The organism is Gordonia paraffinivorans NBRC 108238, from assembly GCF_000344155.1.
Classification (GTDB): Bacteria; Actinomycetota; Actinomycetes; order Mycobacteriales; family Mycobacteriaceae; genus Gordonia; species Gordonia paraffinivorans.
The window spans coordinates 21,532-41,816 of record NZ_BAOQ01000008.1 but is presented as its reverse complement, the minus strand read 5'-3'; the positions used below and the strand labels follow the sequence as shown (position 1 = coordinate 41,816).

Genomic DNA, 20,285 nt, shown 5'->3' with positions numbered 1-20,285 from the left:
GTCAGCTCTACGTAGGAGGAATCATGGCCACCGGCACGAGTCCGGCCCCCGCGACCGGCGGACCCGGCCGCCCTCGTCTGGTACCGGCGCGACGCCGGGGCGAGACGGCACGCGAGGAGATCCTCGACGCCGCAGCCGAGCTGTTCACCAGGCACGGCTACACCGGGACGTCCACCCGGATGATCGCCGAGGCTGTCGGCATCCGCCAGGCCTCGATGTACCACTACTTCGCGACCAAGGACGACATCCTGGCCAACCTGCTCGAGACCACCGTCGTCGGATCACTCGAGCGGGCGCGCGAACTCCTCGACGCCGACGGTCCGCCCCTCGACCGGCTCCTCGAACTGGCCCGCTTCGACGTCGGCCAGCTCGCCGGATCGCGCTGGAACCTCGGCGCGCTGTATCTCCTGCCCGAGGTGGGCGAACCCCGGTTCGCCGACTTCCGCACGCATCGGCAGGAATTGGCGAGGGCCTACGCGACACTTGCCGCGCAGGCCCTCGACGACCCCGACGACCGGCGCAGTCTCCTGCCGTTCCGGCTCGCGGAGTCGGTGATCATGATGCGCGCCGACGAACAGCGCGGCGAGCTCGGCGGCCACACGGCCGAGGGACTCGTCGACACCGTCGTCGGCGCCATCGCGATGCTCATCGAGCATCGGCCCGGGTGAGACCCCGGGGGTCAGCAACTGCCGATCGGGCCTCCCTTCAGGACCACCTCGACCATCCGGCCCGGTGAGCAACTGCCCGGAGCCTGAGCCGGATTCGCCTGGGCGACGGCCGGCGTCGGTGCCGGCGGTGCCGGGAGCGGCGGCAGCTCCGGCAGCTTGATCTGCGGCAGCGGGAGCTCCGGCAGGCCGACGGCCTCCTTGACCGCCTGCACCGGCGCGAACCCGGCCGGCGGGTTGACCGGCGCGGGCTCCGCGGCGGGCGGCGCCGTCCGTGCCACCGGCTGCGGGGCGATGCCGTGGTCGACCGGAGCCGAGGCGGCCTGCGGATGATGGTGCCCGTCGCCCTCGTGATGCCGATCCTCCAGGCGATGCTTGGCCTTCGGCGCGTCGAGCGGGACCGTCCATCCCTTCTGGTATCCGTGTACCGCTCCGGCGACGACGCCGGCGGTCACCGCCGGCAGGGCGACGAGACCGGCGACGAGTGCGGTGCCGACGACCGGGCCGACCACCAGACCCGTGGGCAGGAACGGGATTCCGAAGAGGAACCCGATCACGCCGCCGGTGGGTGCGCCGATCGCGAGCCCCAGGGGCAGGGCGACCGCGCCCCCGATCACCCCGCCGACCGCGGCATCGCCGACCATCTGTTCGGCGACCTTGTCGGCCCTGGCATCGGGCACGCCGTTGCCGCGCAACACATCCGAGATGCCGCGGACGATGTCCTCGGCTCCGGCGGTGATCTGCCGGGCGGCCTGCGGCGAGATCGACCCCGGACGGCGGAAGTCGATGTTGCCTATTTTGATGTGCTCGCCGGCGGCGTGTTCGGCAACCGGGCGCGGGGCGGGGAGCACCCTCTCGACCCCGCCACCTGCCCGGTGGACCGGTGCGGCATGCCGCGGCCCGTCGGTCGGGTTCAGCTGCTGCGCAACCGGTTGCGGCACCACCACCTGGTATGCGGTGCGCTGCGACCGCAGGGCGACCGGTATCGGCACCGGCGGCGCCGCGTCGGCGGTCACGGCCGGCAGCATGCCGTCCGGATGTGTCGGCGGCGAGTACGCCGGCGACGACGCTCCGGCGTACGCCGGTGCCGTCACCGCGAACGACGCGGCCATCGCGCACCCCAGCAGCGCGGCGGCGGGGCGGCGAACGCGGTCACCCTGGATGTGCGATCGGTTGGTTCGGGACGTCCTTGACCTGCTCATGGACAACCTCATCTTTCGGGTGGTGAATCTCCCAATTGTTGGAATCGTTCGACCCGGAGGCGTTCTCGCGAACCCCTGTCCCGGGTCATCACTCGGTCGAGAACCTCTGCGACCGTGCCGATCGCTTCGTCCTCGGTCATACCCAGGTGGTGTACGTCGACATCGACGTTCGTGATGTCGCCCTGGAGGAACGACGACCACCCGTGGTGCCCCACCGCGTCCTCGCGTCGGTCGCGAACCGCGGTGAAGTATGTGAGATCGGCGTCGACGACCGGCGGATGCCAGTCCCCGATCGCACGGATCAGCATGTTGTAGGTCTCGGTGAGGCGTTCGATGGCCTCCGCATCGATCCCCGTCCCGTCGGACCCGAACATCGCGCCGGCGAAGTCCGCCCCGAGGTGCTCGACGATCTGCTCCGCCGCCTCCTCGGCACTGGCCTCGGGACTCACGAAGTCGATCCCGAGGACCGGCCCCAGGTTGCTGATCAGCTCGCCGGGGGTGATGTCGCGGATCTCGGTGGTCTCGACCGCGTCGACCTCGGTGTCGAGCATCGCCAGCAACGCGACCTCCTCGCCGGCGTCCCTCATCTGCGCGGCCACCGCGTGTGCGATGACGCCGCCGAGCGACCAGCCGAGCAGGTGGTACGGCCCGTGCGGTTGCACGGTCCGGATCTCCTCGAAGTACCGCCGCGCGAGGCCCGCGACCGTTGTGGGACCGGGTGTCTCGCCTCCCAGCTGAGGAGCCTGCAGGCCGTACACCGGCCGTCCGGGCGCGAGGTTGCGGCCGAGTGTGTGATAGCACCATGACAGGCCGGACGCCGGATGGATGCAGAACAGCGGCGGCTCGTCGCCCATCGGGCGGATGGGCAGCAGCACGTCGGATCCGAGCGGCGCCAGGGCGTCGAACTCCATCGACTCGTCGAGGTCCTCGCCCATCTCCAGCCGGTCGGAGATGCGCCGCGCGAGGTCGGCCGGACTCGAGGCGGACAGCATCAGACGGACCGGGATGTCCACGTGCAGTTCGTGCTTCAGCTCGTTGACCACCTGCACCGAGCGCAGCGAGTTGCCGCCGAGTCGGAAGAAGTCGTCGTCGACGCCGACCCTCGACACCCCGAGCACGTGCTCGAAGGTGTGGACGATCTCGCTCTCCAGCCAGTTCGACGGCGCCCGGTAGTCCGTGGTCGCGAGCGTGGGCCGGGGCAGTCGCTTGCGGTCGAGCTTGCCCGAGGAGGTGAACGGGATCTCCTCGAGCACCGTCACCGCGGTCGGCATCATGTAGCCGGGCAGCGACTCCGAGGCGAAGGACAGCACGTCGTCGGTGTCGATGCTGTCGACGGACTCCCCGGTGGCCGGGACGAGGTGGACGACGAGGAACTCCGCGGCGCCCCTCGACCCGCCCGGATCGGCGTCTGCCGTCTCCTCGGGGGTGGTGACCACGGCAACCGCGCGGGCGACGGCGGGATGGGCCGCGAACACCGCCTCGATCTCGCCGAGCTCGATCCGCAGGCCGCGCAGCTTCACCTGGAAGTCGCTGCGGCCCAGGTATTCCAGCTCGCCGGTCCGTCGGCGCCGCACCAGATCGCCGGTGCGGTACATCCGCTCCCCCGGCACGAACGGATCGGCCACGAAGCGCTCGGCCGTCAGGCCGGGCCGGCCGTGATAACCGCGGGCGACCTGCGCACCCGCCAGGTACAGGTCGCCGGTCACCCCCATCGGCACCGGCTGCAGCCGCGAATCCAGGACGTAGGCGCGGGCGTTCCACACGGGGTGGCCCATCGGGACCGGTCCGGTGTCCTCCGGCCGGGCCTCGTACGCCGTCGCGTGGACCGTGAACTCGGTCGGGCCGTACAGGTTGTGCAGTTCGACGCCGGGCAACATCCGGCGGGCCGCGGCCAGGACCTCGGGACCGAACGCCTCGCCGGCGACGAGCAGCGCGCGCAGGGAGTCGAGCGATCCCGCGGGTGCGGCGTCGGCGAACACCGCCAGCATGGACGGCACGAACGAGGTGATCGTGACGCGCTCGGCCGCGATGACCTCGGCCAGGCGGTCCGGGTCGGTGTGCGCGTACGGCTCGGCGATCACCAGCCGTGCGCCCACCGCGAGCGTGCCGAACAGCTCCCAGACCGAGACGTCGAAGGTGGCCGGGGTCTTCTGGAGCACGACGTCGTCGGGGCCCAGCGAGTACTCGTCGCAGATCCACCGGACCTGGTTGACCACCGACCGGTGGGTGATGGAGACACCCTTGGGACGTCCCGTCGACCCGGAGGTGAACAGCACGTAGGCGAGGTTGTCCGGGCGCAGCGGCGCGATGCGCTCGGCGTCGGTCAGCGGCGAGTCGTCGAACGCCGACAGGTCGATGCCGTCCAGCGAGGTCAGTTCGACGACCGGCCCGGCGGTCTCCATCATGTGGGCGATGCGCTCGGCCGGGTGGTCGGGGTCGAGCGGGACGTAGGCCCCGCCGGCCGCGTGCACCGCGTACATCGCGGTGACCTGGTCGAGCGAGCGCCGCATCCGCAGCGCCACCCGCGCATCCGGTCCGACGCCGTGGGCGACGAGCCAGCGCGCCAGTCGGTTGACCCGCCGCGCGAACCCCGCGTAGGTGAGAGTGCCCTCGGCGACCGTGATCGCCGGGCGTTCGGCGAACCGCTCCGCCGACGCGGTGAAGAGCGAGGCATGGGTCTCGTCCGGTTCGAGGTCGCGTGCGGTGGCGTTGCACCGCAGCAACACCTCGTCGCGTTCGGCCTCGTCGAGCAGGTCGACGCCGTGCACCGGTTGCCGCGGGTCGGCGGCGAGCGCCCGCAACATGGTCACCAGGCGGTCGGCGAAGCCGATGACCGTCGAGGCGTCGAAGAGGTCGGTGGCGAAGGTGATCCCGCCGCTGATCCCCGCCGGCCGCCCGTGCTCGTCGTACGAGTCGGCGACGGTGACCTGCAGGTCGAACATCGACATCCCGGTGTCGGGTTCGACCGCCGTCACCGAGAGGTCGGGCAGTTGGATGTCGGCGGCCGCCATGTTCTGGAAGGCCAGCATGACCTGGAACAACGGGTTGTAGGCGTCGGAGCGGACCGGGTTGAGCTCCTGCACGAGCCGCTCGAACGGCACGTCGGCGTGTCCGAACGCCGCGAGATCGGTGTCGCGGACGTCGTCGAGCAGTTCGCGGAACGACATCCCCGGACGCAGCCTCGTGCGCAGCACCAGGGTGTTGACGAACATGCCGATCAGATCGTCGAGTTCGCGTTCCCCGCGGCCGGAGTACGGCGTGCCGATGGTGACGTCGTCGGTGGCCGCCAACCGCGCGAGCAGGGCGGCGAGTGCCGCGTGGAACACCATGAAGAGGGTGGTGTTGTGGGCACGGGCGACCTGCTGGAGCGCGGCGTGCAGGTCGGCGTCGATCCGCAGCCCGACGGTGTCGCCGGCGTAGGACTGCTCCGGTGGCCGCGGCCGGTCGGTGGGCAGTTCGAGCAGTGCCGGGGCGTCTGCGAGTTGCCTTGTCCAGAAGTCGATCTGGGCACGCAGCAGCGAGTGCTCGTCGTCGGGGGAACCGAGGACCTCCCGCTGCCAGATCGCGTAGTCCGCATACTGCACCGGCAGCGGCTCCCACTGCGGCGCCTGCCCGTTGGCACGGGCCTCGTAGGCCGTCATCAGATCCCGTGCCAGGGGCGGCAACGAGGACCCGTCGGCGGCGATGTGGTGGAGCACCACCGCGAGGACCCGGTCGTCGCCGCCGAGATCGAACAACCGGACCCGCATGGGGATCTCGGCGGTGACGTCGAAGGGTTGGGCCACCAGCCGGGAGATCGCCTCGTCGAGGGCGTCGGCCGGGATCTTCTCGGCGACCACCGCGACCTGCCCGGGCTCCGGCGGCAGGACCACCTGCACCGGTTCGGAATCCAGGTACGGGTACACCGTGCGCAGGATCTCGTGCCGGGCGACGACGTCGTCGACCGCCGCATGGAGTGCCTCGACGTCGAGGCGGCCCGACAGGCGCACCACGATCGGGATCGAGTACGCGGCCGAGTCCGGCTCGATCCGGCTGAGGAACCACATCCGCTGCTGGGCGTAGGACAGCGGAACCCGGTCGGGCCGCTCACCGGCGGTCAACGGGGTCCGCCCGGTGGCCGTGTGGGATTCGGCGCGGGCCGCGAGCTTCGCGACCGTGGGCGCCTCGAAGATCATCGACACCGGCACCTCGGTGTCGAGTGCCGCCCCGATGCGCGACACCACCCGGGTGGCGGCGAGGCTGTTGCCGCCGAGGTCGAAGAAGTCGTCGTCGGCCCCGACGCCGCCCGCGACGCCGAGGACGTCGGCGAAGACGCCGGCGACGATCTCCTCCACGGGTGTGGACGGCGCGCGGTACCCGCGCGAGGTGATCACCGGGGCGGGCAGCGCCTTGCGGTCGAGCTTGCCGCTCGGCGTCAGCGGGATCTCGTCGAGGACGACGACCGCGGCCGGCACCATGTACGGCGGCAGCACGTCGGCCAGCAGGCCGCGCAGCTTCTCCCCCGAGATCACCGCCCCGGGCGCCGGCACCACATAGGAGACCAACCGGGTGCCGACGGCGTTGTCGCGACGCGGCACGGTTGCCGCGAACGCCACCTCGGCGCGCTCGCCGAGCGCGGCGTCGATCTCCCCGAGTTCGACGCGGAACCCGTGGATCTTGACCTGGAAGTCGTTGCGTCCCAGGAATTCGAGGTTCCCGGACCGGTTCCACCGGACGACGTCGCCGGTCCGGTACATCCGTTCGCCGGGGCGTCCGTGCGGGTTGGCCACGTACCTCGACGCCGTGACGCCGGGCCGGTTCAAGTAGCCGCGGGCGAGCGCCGGACCGGCCAGGTAGAGCTCGCCGGCGACGCCGACCGGCACCGGTTGCATCCGCGGATCGAGGACCAGCGCCTGCATCCCGGCCACCGGGGTGCCGATGGTGGATCGCTCCCCCGCCGGGATCGGTTCGGTGGCCGTGGCCACGATCGTCGCCTCGGTCGGGCCGTACAGCACCCGGAACCGGCGCGCCCGTGCGGGATCGTCACCCACCCACCGGCTGATCAGGTCGGTCGGCACCTCGTCGCCGCCGGACATCACCACCCGCAGGTCGTCGAGGTGTTCCGGCTCCACCGAGGCGAGTGCGGCCGGGGTGACGAAGGCGTGTGTGATGCGCTGCTCGCGAAGGAAATCGGCGAGTTCCGCACCGCCGCGGACCGCCGTCGGCGCGACCACGAGCGCCGCTGCCGAGCTGATCGCGTAGAGGATCTCGAGCAGGGACGCGTCGAACGACGGGGATGCGAAGTGCAGGACCCGCGCCCCCTCGCGGTCGGCGTCGTCGACGTGCAGCGTGGCGAGGTAGTCGGCGATGCCGGTGTGGGTGACCGCGACCCCCTTGGGCACACCCGTGGACCCCGAGGTGAACACCACCCAGGCGGTGTTCTCCGGGCGCACCGGCCGCAGGAGCTCGTCGGAGGCGATCTCGGCATCGTCGGTCGACGCCATCCGCGCGGCCTCGTCGGGATCGTCGAGGACCACCCAGGTCACGTGGCCGGGCAGCGCCGAGTGCGCCGACCGCGTCGTGACGCCCAGCGCCGCACCGGAATCGGTGACCATCTGGGTGATGCGGGCGATCGGGTAGTTCGGGTCCACCGGCACGTAGGCGGCGCCCGTCTTGACGATGGACCACCACGCGACGACGGACTCCGCGGACCGTTCCACGGCCATCACGACCCGCGCCTCCGGCCCCGCCCCCGCCGCGATGAGACGACGTGCGAGACGGTTCGAACGACGGTCGAGTTCGGCATAGGACAGCTCGACGCCGTGGGCGATCACCGCCGGGGCGTCGGGGTCGCGACGCACCGCCGCGGCGAACACCTCCGGCAGCAGGACCGGCGCCGGGAGCGGGTCGAGGCCCGGTCGCGGCACGCCGACCCGGGACAGCAGGTCCGCGCGCTCGTCCGCCGACAGCAACTCGACGTCGCCGATCGGCGTCGCCGGGTCCTCGACGACGGCCTCGAGCACCCGGTTCAGGCGGGCCACGAAGCCGGCGACCGTCTCCTCGTCGAAGAGGTCGCGGGCGAACATCATCGCGCCCGAGACGCCCTGCGGCGTCCCGTCGGTGCCGTAGGAGTCGGAGACGACCAGCTGCAGGTCGAACTGGCAGACCCCGGTGTCGGCCTGCTCGCGCGACACCGTCACGTCGGGCAGCTCCACCCGGGCCCTGGACAGGTTCTGGAAGGCCAGCGCCAACTGGAAGATCGGGTGGTGGGCGGTGGAGCGCTGCGGATTGAGTTCCTCGACGATGCGCTCGAACGGCACGTCGCCGTGCTCGAAGGCACGCAGATCGACCTCGCGGACCCGGTTCAACAGCGCCGCGAAGGAATCCCGTCCGTCGACCTCGGTGCGCAGGGCGAGCGTGTTGACGAACATGCCGACGAGGTTCTCGAGTCCGGGCTCGCCCCGGCCGGCGACCGGGGTGCCGATCACGATGTCGTCCCCGCCGCTCAGGCGGCTCAGCACCGCGGCCAGTGCCGCGTGGACGACCATGAACAGCGAGGTGTGGTGTGCGCGCGCGAGTTCCGTCAGGCGGCCGTGCAGTTCGGGTTCGATGTGCACCGGCACATGACCGCCGGACAGGCTCGCCACCGGCGGGCGGGGCCGGTCGGTCGGCAGATCGAGCACGTCGGGGATCTCCGCGAGTTCCGACCGCCAGAACTCGAGCTGCGCGTTCATGAGCGACTGCGGGTCGTCCCCCTCGCCGAGGACCTGGCGCTGCCAGAGCGCGTAGTCGGCGTACTGCACCTCGAGCGGTTCCCAGTCCGGGGCGGTCCCGCTGCGGCGTGCGGCGTAGGCCGTCATCACGTCCCGCGCGAGCGGAGCCATCGACTGCCCGTCGCCGGCGATGTGGTGGACGACGACGACCAGGAGGTATTCCCCGCTGCCGTCGACGTTCTCGGCCGCCACCGCGTCGGCGAGGCGGAGGAGCGCCACGCGCATCGGGGCGCGCGTGGTGACGTCGAAGCCGCGCCGGACGAACTCGGCGATCACCTCGCCGGCCGCGGACTCGGCCACCTCGCGCAGCTCGACGGTCGCGGCCACGCGGTCGAGCACGAGCTGGTACGGCTCGCCGTCGACCTCCGGGTAGATCGTCCGCAGCACCTCGTGGCGGCAGATCACATCGGCGAGCGCAGCCTCGAGGGCCTCGATGTCGAGGCGGCCGGACAGCCGCAGGATCACCGGGATGTTGTAGGCGGGCGAGTCCGGCTCCATCCGGTTGAGGAACCACATCCGTTGCTGCGCCAGCGACAACGGGATGCGCTCGGGACGCTGCATCCGCGCGAGCGGGACGCGCACGCCCTTCTGCAGCGAGCCGACCAGCTCCGCCAGGGACGCGACGGTCGGCGCCTCGAACAGCGCCCGGACCGGGATGCGCACCCCCAGTGCGGAACCCGCGCGCGCGGCCACCACCGATGCGCTCAACGAATCGCCGCCGAGGGCGAAGAAGTCGTCGTCGGCGCCGACCCGGTCGACCTCGAGCACCTGAGCGAAGACATCGGCCAGCAACGCTTCCACCGGCGTCGACGGGGCCCGGTACTCCTTGGCCGCGAAGACCGGCTCGGGCAGCGCACGGCGATCGAGCTTGCCGGTCGGGGTGCGCGGGATCTCGTCGAGCACGACGACCGCCGCGGGCACCATGTAGGCGGGCAGCTTCTCCGCCAGCGCCTCCCGCAGCTCGTCGCCGGACACCTCGGCCCCCGGAGCGGCGACCACGTAGGACACCAGCATCTGCGGCGAGCCGTCGAGGCTGCGCGCGATGGTCACCGCATAGGCGATGTCGTCGCGCGAACCCAGCACCGCGTCGATCTCGCCGACCTCGATGCGGGTGCCGCGGATCTTCACCTGGAAGTCGTTGCGTCCCAGATACTCCAGCTCTCCGTCGGCGGTGCGGCGCACGAGGTCGCCGGTGCGGTACATCCGCTCGCCCGCGCCACCGAACGGGGACGCGACGAAGCGGGCCGCCGTCGTGTCCGGCCGGCCGACATAACCGGCGGCCAGTCCCGGGCCGAACAGGTACAGCTCACCGACCACCCCGTCGGGCACCGGACGCATCCAGGTGTCGAGGACGACCGCGCCCACGGAGGCCACCGCGTGACCGATCGTCACCGGACGTCCGGGGGCGAGTTCGGCCGCGGTCGCCCAGATGGTGCCCTCGGTGGGTCCGTACAGGTTCACCATGCGACGGCCCGGCGCCCACCGTGCGATCAGTTCCGGCCCGACCGCCTCGCCCGCCGTGCCGAGGACACGCAGGCAGTCGAGTCCGTCGTCGGGAACGGTGGCGATCGCCGACGGGGTGAGCACCGCGTGCGTGACCCCTTCGCGGCGGATCAGTTCCGCCAGTTCGGGACCGCCGTAGACGTCCGGCGGCGAGACCACCAGCCGACCACCCCCGCCGTGTCCGATGAGCAGTTCGAACACCGACGCGTCGAAGCTCGGCGACGAGACCTGCAGCACGCTCGCACCCGGGTGGACGTCGAGCACCTCGTGCTCGGCCTCGACGATCGCCGAGAGCCCACGGTGAGTGATCTGCACGCCCTTCGGGGTGCCGGTGGAGCCGGAGGTGTAGATGACATAGGCGATCTGGTCGCACAGGATCGACGCACCGCGCTCGGCGTCGGTGACGGGCTCGGTGGACCGGGCATCGAGGCGACCGAGGGTCTCCTCGTCGTCGAGTACCAGCCATTCGATGTCGGTGGGCACGCCGGGACCGTCCAGGGTAGCGATCCCGGCGTGCGTGAGACCCAGCCTGACCTGACCGTCGGAGAGCAGGTATCCGATTCGGTCGGCAGGCAGGGTCGGGTCCACCGGCAGGAACGCCGCGCCGGTCTTGGCTATCGACCACACGGCGACGACTGCGTCGAGCGACCGCGGCAGCACACAGGCGACGACGTCGCCGCGGCCGATCCCGCGGCTGAGGAGGAGGCGGGCCAACTGGTTCGACCGTTCGTCGAGTCGGCCGTAGGACACCGACACCCCGCCGCTGGTCACCGCGATCGCCTCGGGATCGCGACGGACGTTGGCGGCCAGGATGTCCGGGAGGGTCATCGGGTGCGGGTCGCGAACCGGCGAGGGGACGTCGAGTTCCCCGCCGCCCTGGGTGAGCATGCCGACCCGGGTCTCCGGGTCGTCGGCGATGCGCGCCAGGCACTCGACGAACAGGTCGATGATCTCGCGCGCCCGTGCGGGATCGAACTCGTCCCGCCGGTACCTCATCGTGATCGACAGCCCGCCGTCGTCGTCGACGACGTTCTTCGGCGCGACGACGACGCTCAGCGGGTACGGGGTGGCGTCGACGCCGGAGATCCCCTCGACGCCCACACCCGCGGACGCGACCAGTTCGGCGAGCATCGACTCCCGCAGCGGGAAGGACTGATATGCCAGCGCGGTGTCGAACAGGTCCGTGTGACCGACCGCCCGCTGGATCGCCGGCAGCCCCACGAAGTGGTGGTCGAGCAGTCGCGCGTTGTCGTCCTGGGCGCGGATCAGCGTCTGGCGCAACGACAACCCCGGGTCGAGCCGGACGCGCACCGGGACGGTGCTCAGGAACATGCCCAGCGTCCGGTCGACCTCGGGCAGCTCCGGCGGGCGTCCGGCGACCGCGGCCCCGTGGATGACGTCGGTCTCGCCGGTGAGGACCCGCAGGACCAGCGCCCATGCCGTGGACAGTGCCGTCGAGACGGTGACCGCGGAATCCGCGACGACGGTTCGCAACCGCGAGAACTCCTCCGCCGGGAGTTCGGCGGTCAGCTCGGCGGCGAGGTCGCCGGTCATCGCGGAGTCGCTGCGGCTGACCTTCGTCCCCGCCTCTACGTCTGCGTAGGCCTGCGCCCACGTGGCGACGGAGGCCTCGTGGTCCTGCCCGGCGAGCCAGGCGAGGTAGTCGCGGTAGCACGGCGCCGGCCCGGCCACGGCGATCCCCGCCGGGTCCCCGTAGAACTCGAGGAGCTCGGCGATGAGCAGCGGCATCGACCAGCCGTCCAGGATGACGTGGTGGTTGGTGATGTGCAGCTCGTGCGCATCGGGACCGAGGTGGACGAGGGTGAACCGGATGAGCGACGGGACCGCGAGGTCGAATCCGGCCGCGTCGTCGGCGGCCGCGATCCGGGCGGCCTCGGCCGCTGCCGCCCCGGCCTCCGCGCCGCTCAGGTCGATCTCGCGGAACGCCACCTCGGCGTGGCGCACCACGACCTGACGGGGGCCGCGCGAGGTCTCGGCGAAGGCGGCACGCAGGATGTCGTGCCGGTCGACGAGCGCCTGCGCCGCGCGACGCAGCCGCTCGGCGTCCACCTCTCCGGACAGCCTGATGGTCGACCGGACCGTGTAGGTGTCCACCGCATCGGGGTCGAGTGTGGAGTGGAAGTGGATGCCCGCCTGGGTCGGCGACAGCGGCCACACGTCGACGAGGTCCGGGTGGCGGTGGCCGAGGTTCTCCAGATCGGTCTCCCCCAGGCCGGCGAGATCGACCGTGGACTCCGGCGCTTCGCCGTCACGGGTGGCGGCCGTCGCCGCGCCGGGCACGGCGAGAGCTGCCAGCGCGGCGACCGTCTTGGCCTCGAAGACCTGGCGGCCGGTGATCGTCAGCCCGGCGTCGCGGGCCGCGGCGACGAGCCGCATCGACACGATGCTGTCGCCGCCGAGGGCGAAGAAGTTGTCGTCGGCGCCGACCTCGTCGACCCCGAGCACCTCGGCGAACAGCTGTGCGATCAGTCGCTCCACGGGTGTCGACGGCGCGCGCCCGCCGGCGGACTCGGCACGGAAATCCCAGACCGGCAACGCCTTCCGGTCGACCTTGCCGGTGCGGGTCACCGGCATCGACTCGAGTTCGACGATCGCCGACGGGACCATGTAGTGCGGCAGCGACCGCGCGAGATCCGCACGCAGCGCGTCGACGTCGAGCCGCTGCCCCGGGGTCCCGACCACGAACGACACGATGCGCGGCTGATCTGCGCGACCCGTCTGGATCACGGTGGCGGCCTGGGAGACCGCGGGGTTGCGTGCGAGACGCGCGTCGATGTCGCCGGTCTCGATCCGCAGGCCGTGGATCTTCACCTGCTGGTCGTTGCGGCCGAGGTAGTCCAGTTCCAGTCCGTCGTCCCCGCGGACCCACCGGACCTGGTCGCCGGTGCGGTACAGCCGCTCCCCCGTCGTCGACCGCGGATCGGCGACGAACCGGGCGGCGGTGAGCCCCGGCCGGTCGTGGTAGGCCCGCGCCAGACCCGGCCCGCCCAGGTACAACTCGCCCGCCACCCCGACCGGCACGGGCCGCAGCCACGGGTCGAGCACCAGGGCCGAAACCCCTTGGATCGGTTGCCCGATGGTGACCGGCCGGCCGGGCCGCAGATCGTCGGCGCCGGTGGCCCAGATGGTGCACTCGGTCGGCCCGTAGTGATTCATCAGCCGACGGCCGGGCGCCCACCGGTTGACGATGTCGGCGCCGGTCGCCTCGCCGACGACCGCGATCGTCGTCAGCGACGGAACCTGTGCCGGGTCCATGGTGTTGAGCGCCGTCGGGGTGATGATCGCGTGGGACACCTGCTCGGCGTCGATGAGCTCGGCGAGCTCGGCGCCGCCGTAGACGTCCTGGGGCGCGATGACCAGGCAGGCGCCGCTGCCGTGGGCGAGCAATGCCTCGGACACGCAGGCGTCGAACCCCGGCGACGCCACCTGCAGGACCCGCGCACCGGGTCCGGTGCGGAACCACTCCGCCTCGGCCTGCACGCGATCGGCGATCCCGCGGTTGCCCACCTCGACCGCCTTCGGGCGGCCCGTCGACCCGGAGGTGAAGATCAGGTAGGCGGCGGTGTCGGGGTGCACGACCCGCGGACGCACCGGCGCCACCGGCTTCTCCGGGCGGTCGAGGAGGCGGTCGAGTGCCAGCCAGGAGACCGTCTCCGGGAGCTTCGACAGAACCGGCCCGACCGTCACGCCGAGGGTGCAGCGCGCGTCGCCGATCAGTTCGGCGAGCCGGTACACCGGGTTCCCGGGATCGAGGGCGACGAAGGCCGCGCCGGTCTTGGCGATCCCCCACATCGCGACGACGAGTTCGACCGACCGCGGCACGGCCAGCGCGACGAACAGTTCCGGGCCGGCACCCTGGGCCACGAGCTCCGTGGCGATCTGGTCGGCGAGACGGTCGAGCTCGCGGTAGGTGAGCGCCCGCCCCTCGTGCCGGACGGCGACCTCGTCGGGATACCTCCGGGCGGTGTCCGACCAGATGTCGCCCAGGGCACGGGGATTCGTCGACGCCGGACCGTCGACGCGGAGGAGCTCCGCGAGTTCGGCGTCCCGGCACGACGACACCTCCGCGACCCGGCGGCCGGGGTCGCCGGCGATCTGGCGCAGCAGCATCGCGAACCGCTCGAGCAGCAGTTGCGCCGACTCGGCATCCAGACGGCCGGTCGCGTACTTGAGGATCACCTCGTACCGGCCCGGATCGTGTTCCCCCCGAGAGGTACTCGGCCGGGGCGGGGTGACCTGCAGGCTGACCGGGTACGGCGTCGCATCGCGGGCGACGCGACCCTTCCACCGCAGGCCCGCCTGGGACAGGACCCGGTTGACGCCGTCGATGTCGAGCGGATAGGACTCCAGCACCGTCGCGGTGTCGAAGATGTCGGCCATCCCCGCGGCTCGCTGGATCTCGGCGAGCCCGATGTTGCGGTGGTCGAGCATCGTGGCCTGCTCGGCCTGGACTCGCATGAGCAGGTCGGTGACCGTCTCGTGCGGGTTCAGGCGCACCCGCACCGGCAGGGTGTTGATGAACAGGCCGATCATCCTGTCCACGCCCGCGATGTGCGCGGGACGATCGGTGACCGTGTTGCCGAAGACGACGTCGGTGCGGCCCGTCATCGCCGACAGCAGGAGCGCCCACGCGACCTGGATCGCCGTGTTCGGGGTGACGCCGTGGGCTCGTCCGAGGCCGGCGATGGCATCGGTGACGGCCGGATCGAGGTCGACCTCGACCTGGGCGACGCCGCCGGCGGTGCCGCGGTCGCCGCCACCGGTCAGATGGGTCGGGCTCTCGATGTCGGCGAGCATCTCCTGCCAGGCCTCGACCGTTGCGTCGTGGTCCTGGGACACCAGCCACTGCAGGTAATCCCGGAACGACCGCGGTTGCGGCAGCCCCGCGGTGTCGCCGTCGGCGATGTAGAGCATCAGCAGGTCGTGGATGAGCAGCGGTGTCGACCAGCCGTCGAGGACGATGTGGTGGTTGGTGAGCACCAGCGTGTAGTCGTCGTCGTCGACCCGGACGAGATGGAACCGGATCAGCGGCGGGCGGGCGAGGTCGAACGGCGCGTTCGCCGCGTCGACGAGCCGCCGCAGTTCCCGCCGCCGCTCGTCGGGGTCGGCGATGCCGGTGAGATCGGTATCCGTCCAGTCGAGGGCGACCTCGTCGAGCAGCAGTTGCCCCGGCCCTGCCGGGGTCTCGACGAAGGCGACGCGCAGACTGTCGTGGCGATCGATGAGTTGTTGTGCGGCCCTGCGCATCCGCTCGGCCTGCAACGACCCGCCGAAGTTCAGCTCGGCCTGGACCACGTAGCCGTCGGTCGAGTCGCGATCGGCCCCGTCGGCGTCGGCCCCACCGCCCAGGCCCCGCTCGAAGGTCGCGTGGAACAGCAGGCCGGACTGCAGTGCGGTCAGCGGCCACACGTCGGCCAGCGACGGGTATTCCCGGCTCCAGCGGTCGATCTCGTCCTGGGTGGTCTCCACGAGTGGGAAGTCCGACGGGGTGAAGCCGCCGGCGCCCTCGTCCCGTACATGGCGCGCGATGGCCCCGAGCGCGGCGATCCAGAGGCGCGCGAGTTCCTCGACGTCGGCGCGCTCGAGGATCTTCGAGGCGAACTCCCAAGTGGCGTCGAGTTCGATGCCGTTCGGTCCGGGCTCGGCGATCGCGTTGATGTCGAGCACCGCGGGCAACGCCATCAGGGGATCTGCGGTGCCGGCCAGCGCGTCGAACTCGCGCGACGGCGCCCACGGACCCGAGTGGCCGCGGGTGCCTGCGCGCCCGAGGTAGTTGAAGCTGATCTGCGGCTCGGGCCGATGCCCGAGCACGCCGCGGCCAACGGGGTCGAGGTGGCGCACCATGCCGTAGCCGATGCCGTTGTCGGGCACGGCGCGCAGCGACTCCTTCACCGCCTTGATCGCCGCGCCCACGGCTTCACCCCCGGCGAAGGCGTCGTCGAGGTCGACACCGCCGACATCGAGTCGGACCGGGTAGCGCGAGGTGAACCAGCCGACCGTGGAGGTGAGGTCGGCACCGGGGACCGCCGCATCCTCGCGGCCGTGGCCCTCGAGCGCGATCAGCTCGGTGTCGGGGTCCGCCCCGCGACGGGATCGCCAGCGCGCGAGTGCGAGGACGAGCGCTGCCAGCAGCGAGTCGTTCGGGCTGCCGTGGAAGCGGCCTGGGGCAGTGGTGATCACGGCCTCGGTGACCTCGGCGGGGATGCGCAGCCGAATGCGCCCGGCGGTGCGGCCGACGTCGACCCGGGGGTCCAGCGGACGGCGGCCCAGGGGCCTCTCACCGGGGTCGAGCGTGCGTGTCCAGTGCTCGAGCTCGGTGGCGGTGCGGCCCGAGGCCCGCTCGACCAGACCGTGGACCCAGCGCCGCACCGATGTGGTCGGCGTGCTCAGCTGCGGCGCCATGCCCGAGGTGACCTGGTGCCAGGCGAGCGCGAGATCGGCGAGCAGGATCCGCCAGGACACCCCGTCGACGGCGATGTGGTGGACGACCAACCACAGCAGGTCCGGCCGGCCGGCGTGCGGCGTGGACATCCACACGAAGCGGGTCAGAACGCCGGCCCGGGGATCGAGTTCGTCGGCCGCCGCCTGCAGGTGCTGGTCCACCTCGTCGGCGTCACGGCGGTCGAGGGCCACCTCGACGAGCGAGTCGGAGGCGTCGACCGTCCCGCGGTCGCGGACCTCGACGAAGCCCTCCCCCGGGTGCTCCTCGCGGAGCACCGCGCGCAGGATGTCGTGCCGGTCGACGAGGGCCTGCAGCGCGCGCACGAGATCCGCACGACCCACCCCGTCGGGCAGTTCGACCAGCGCGGCCTGCCCGAAGCGGTCGAAGTGCCCGCGTTCGAGCATGTCGTGCATGATCGGCGCGAGCGGGAAGGAGCCGACGCCGCCGCCGGGCAACTCGTGCAGCGCGGCGTCGGCGACGGCCTTCGCGCGCATCGCGAGCTCCGCCACCGTCTTGCACTCGAAGACGTCCTGGGTGGTGAACGCCAGACCCGCGGCCTTGGCCCTGGCGACGAGCTCGATCGAGGAGATGCTGTCGCCGCCGAGAACGAAGAAGCTGTCCTCTGCTCCCACCGACCTGACGCCCAGCACCTCGGAGAACAACTGCGCGAGCTGATATTCCGTCGGCGTCGACGGCGGCCGCCCGGTCCGGGCGGAGGCGAAGACCGGGGCCGGCAGGGCCTTGCGGTCGACCTTGCCGAACGCGTTGAGCGGCAACGACTCCAGCGGCGTGATCACCGCCGGGACCAGGTGCGGCGGCAGCGTTTCCCGGGCATGCCGGATGATCTCGCCGACCTCGATCCGGCGTCCCTCCGCGGGGACCACGTACGACGCCAGCACGGTCGCGCCGGCGTTGTTGCGGACCGGGACGGTGACCGACGCCTCCACGTCGTCGTGCCCGACGAGCGCCGCGTCGATCTCGCCCGGCTCGATCCGGTAGCCGCGGATCTTGACCTGGAAGTCGGTGCGGCCCAGCAGTTCCAGCGACAGGCCGTCGTCGCGGGAGACCCAGCGGGCGAGGTCGCCGGTGCGGTACATCCGCTCGCCGGGCGCGCCGTGCGGGTCCGCCACGAACCGGGCGGCGGTCTGCGCGAACAGGTGGCAGTAGCCGCGCGCCAGGCCCGGCCCGGCGATGTAGAGCTCGCCGGCCGTGCCGACCGGCACCGGCTGCAGCGCGGGATCGAGGATCATCATCGACGCCCCGCGAACGGGCAGGCCGACGGTGAGGTCGCCGCCGGGCTCGATGACGCCGCTCGCCGCGGTGATCGTCGCCTCCGTGGGGCCGTACTCGTTGAGCATCCGGGCCCGCCGCGTCCAGCGCTCGACGATGTTCGGCGCGGTCTTGTCGCCGCCGACGACAACCACGCGGAGCTCGGTCAGCGGTTCCGGGTCGATCCCGGCGAGCATCGACGGGGTCAGGGTGAGATGTGTGACGCGCTCGTCGGCGAGCAGCGTCGTGAGCCGGTCTCCGCCGATCACCGACGGTGGCACGACGACCAGCGCCGCGCCGTTCGCGAAGCAGGTCAGGAACTGCTCCATCGAGGCGTCGAAGCTCGGAGACAGCGCGTACGACACCCGCGACGCCTCGTCGAGGCCGTAGACGGCGGTGCGATCGGCGATCAGGTTCGCCAGGCCACGGTGGGTGACCTGCACGCCCTTCGGGACACCGGTCGAGCCGGAGGTGTAGGTCATGTACGCCACGTTGTCGGGACGCAACGGACGAATCCGGTCGGCGTCACCGATCGGTTCGGCCTCCCCGGGCGCGACGGACCCGTCGTCGAGCGGGTCGGCGCCGTCGTCGAGGAGGATCGTGGTGACCGATTCCGGCAGACGGTCGGCGAACTCGCCGGTCGTCACGGCGACATCGGCGCCGCTGTCGGCGACGATGTGCTCGATACGCTTGCGTGGGTAGTCCGGGCCCACCTGGACGATGGCGGCCCCGGACTTCGCAACCGCCCACGCGACGGCGACGGTCCACCCGGACCGTCTGAGGAGTATCGCCACCGAGGTGTCCGGCCCGCAGCCCGCGGCGATCAGGCGGCGCGCCAGGCGCGAGGAGATGGCGTAGAGTTCGGCGTAGGTCCACCGGTGGTCCTCCGCGACGACCGCTGGCCGATCGGCGTGACGCCGGGCCGAAGCGGCGAGGATGTCCGGAAGCAGTTGCGGTGGAACACCTTCTGCGCCGCGCACCGGCAGCAGCTCGGCGCGCTCCTCTTCGGTGAGCAGGGCGAGGAGGCCGACCTGGGAGTCGGGGGACCCGTCGAGGAACTCGTGGAGGAACCGCAGGAACCGACGGTGGTGCCCGGCCAGCTCGTCGCGGGTGTAGATGTTCGGATTGCCCTGGAAGTCGATATGGGTGCTGTCCGGACCGGCGCCCGGGTAGATGTTGACGAACAGGTCCGAGGTGGGACCGGACGTGAGGACGTGCAGCCGCCCGGCGACGTCGCCGAAGACGACCTCGCTGTCGACCAGCATGAGGTTCACCGCGGGCCCGAACGACGACGCCTCGTCGCGGGAGATCCCCATGTCGCGGAAGATGTCCTCCTGGCGGTACCGCTGCCGGCGGAGCGCGCTGAGCAGTTCGCCCTTGGTCGCGGTGACCACCTCGTCGAGGGTGCGGCCGGCCACCGGGATGCGCAGCGGGACGACGTTGGCGACCATGCCGCCCGAGCGCCGCAGCACCGCCGAGTGCCGGCCGGAGACCGGCAGGCTCAGCAGCACCTCGCCGCTGCCGGTCATCCGCGCCAGGTATGCCGCGAACGCGGCGACGATGACCGGGGTGACCCCGCCGTCGTGCGACGCCTCCTCCAGCAGCCGGGCGGTCTCCTCGGGGAGCGGGGTGCCGACCAGGATCGGGTGCAGTGTCGGCTTCCCCATGCGACCCGCGAGGCTCACGACCGGGGGCGCGTCCTCGAGGTGTTCGCTCCAGTACCTGCGGTCGTTCTCGTAGCGAGCCGACCCCGGGTACGAGGTGTCCTGCGCGATGATGTCGGCGAGATCGCTTGCGCGGCAAGGAGGTGCCTCCTCCCCGCGGACGCCGGCGTTGTACAGCTCGGTGATCCGCCGCACCATCGTCACCGCGCCGAAGCCGTCGAGTGCGATGTGGTGGGCGCGCAGATACCAGAACCAGCGTTCGTCTCCGACCCGGTAGACGATGCTCACCATCAGGTCGTCGTCGAGGAGATCCAGCGGCCGGGTGTAGTCCTCGGTCATCAGACGGTGTGCGGTGGCGACCGGATCGTCGTGGTGGCGTAGGTCCACGGTGGCCACCGGCGCGCTCAGCGTGGGGTCGACGTACTGCCGCGGCTCACCGTCCACGACGACGAGCCGTAGGTAACCGGAGCCGAATTCGAGACCTGTCGTGCGCGCCGCCTCCTCGAGCATCTCGGTGTCGAGGGGACCGTCGATCTCGACGTACTGCGCCACCGAGATCGGCAGGTCGCCGGCGACGTGCTGGGCGAACCAGATGCCGCGCTGCGCGGCAGAGAGGGGGAGGGTGTCTTCTCGAGTTCGGACACCCTGCGACCCCTGGTCGAAAGACGTCACGAAATTCTTCTCGGAAATGGTCACGTGGCCTCCCATGCGTCCTGAGTGACGGCATCCCGCCGGAACTGGGGGCTGGCCCCGACGGATCCTCTCCA

The 20,285-nt window shown here is 71.7% G+C and carries 3 protein-coding genes; 1 reads left to right on the top strand and 2 read right to left on the bottom strand.

Annotation, left to right across the window (positions count from 1 at the left end):
• Nucleotides 1-23 precede the first annotated feature (23 nt).
• On the top strand, nucleotides 24-668 hold the full coding sequence (locus tag GP2_RS04370; RefSeq protein WP_006899259.1) for a TetR/AcrR family transcriptional regulator: 645 nt from the start codon (nucleotides 24-26) through the stop codon (nucleotides 666-668).
• A gap of 11 nt (nucleotides 669-679) precedes the next feature.
• Here GP2_RS04370 and GP2_RS21535 read toward each other — a convergent pair whose 3' ends face one another.
• Nucleotides 680-1,867 carry an ABC transporter permease family protein gene (locus GP2_RS21535; protein ID WP_085950497.1) on the bottom strand — a complete coding sequence of 396 codons (1,188 nt, stop codon included), beginning with the start codon at nucleotides 1,865-1,867 and terminating at the stop codon, nucleotides 680-682.
• A gap of 8 nt (nucleotides 1,868-1,875) precedes the next feature.
• Nucleotides 1,876-20,226 (bottom strand): non-ribosomal peptide synthetase, encoded by an 18,351-nt coding sequence (locus GP2_RS04360; protein ID WP_006899257.1) that lies wholly within the window; start codon nucleotides 20,224-20,226, stop codon nucleotides 1,876-1,878.
• Between the last annotated feature and the right edge of the window lie 59 nt (nucleotides 20,227-20,285).